Source organism: Psychrobacter sp. CAL346-MNA-CIBAN-0220, from assembly GCF_040309805.1.
In the GTDB taxonomy this organism is placed as follows: Bacteria; Pseudomonadota; Gammaproteobacteria; order Pseudomonadales; family Moraxellaceae; genus Psychrobacter.
Genome location: NZ_JBEOPF010000791.1, coordinates 1 through 231 on the forward strand (window position 1 = coordinate 1; position 231 = coordinate 231).

Annotated in this window: 1 protein-coding gene; it reads right to left on the reverse strand. The window is 46.8% G+C overall.

The window, feature by feature from the left end:
- Window positions 1-227, reverse strand: a 227-nt coding sequence (gene folK, locus AAEY88_RS15685) for a 2-amino-4-hydroxy-6-hydroxymethyldihydropteridine diphosphokinase (protein ID WP_350563886.1), incomplete at its 3' end; no start/stop codon positions are given.
- Window positions 228-231: the final 4 nt, after the last annotated feature.

Below are 231 nucleotides of genomic sequence, written 5' to 3' on the forward strand. Positions count from 1 at the left end.
TCTATATCTAAAGTACGTGGCCCCCAACGCTCGGCTTTTCTAACACGGCCATGCTCAAGCTCAATTGCTTGGGTTAAATCAAGCAGCTTTTCAGGGCTAAGCGTAGTGTTTATGCAGGCAACGGCGTTAATATAGTCAGGTTGGTCTTGTGGGCCCATGGGCTTACTCGCATAGTAATGCGAAACACTTATAAATTCACAATCTGGCAGCTTTTTAAGCGCGGCAATAGCG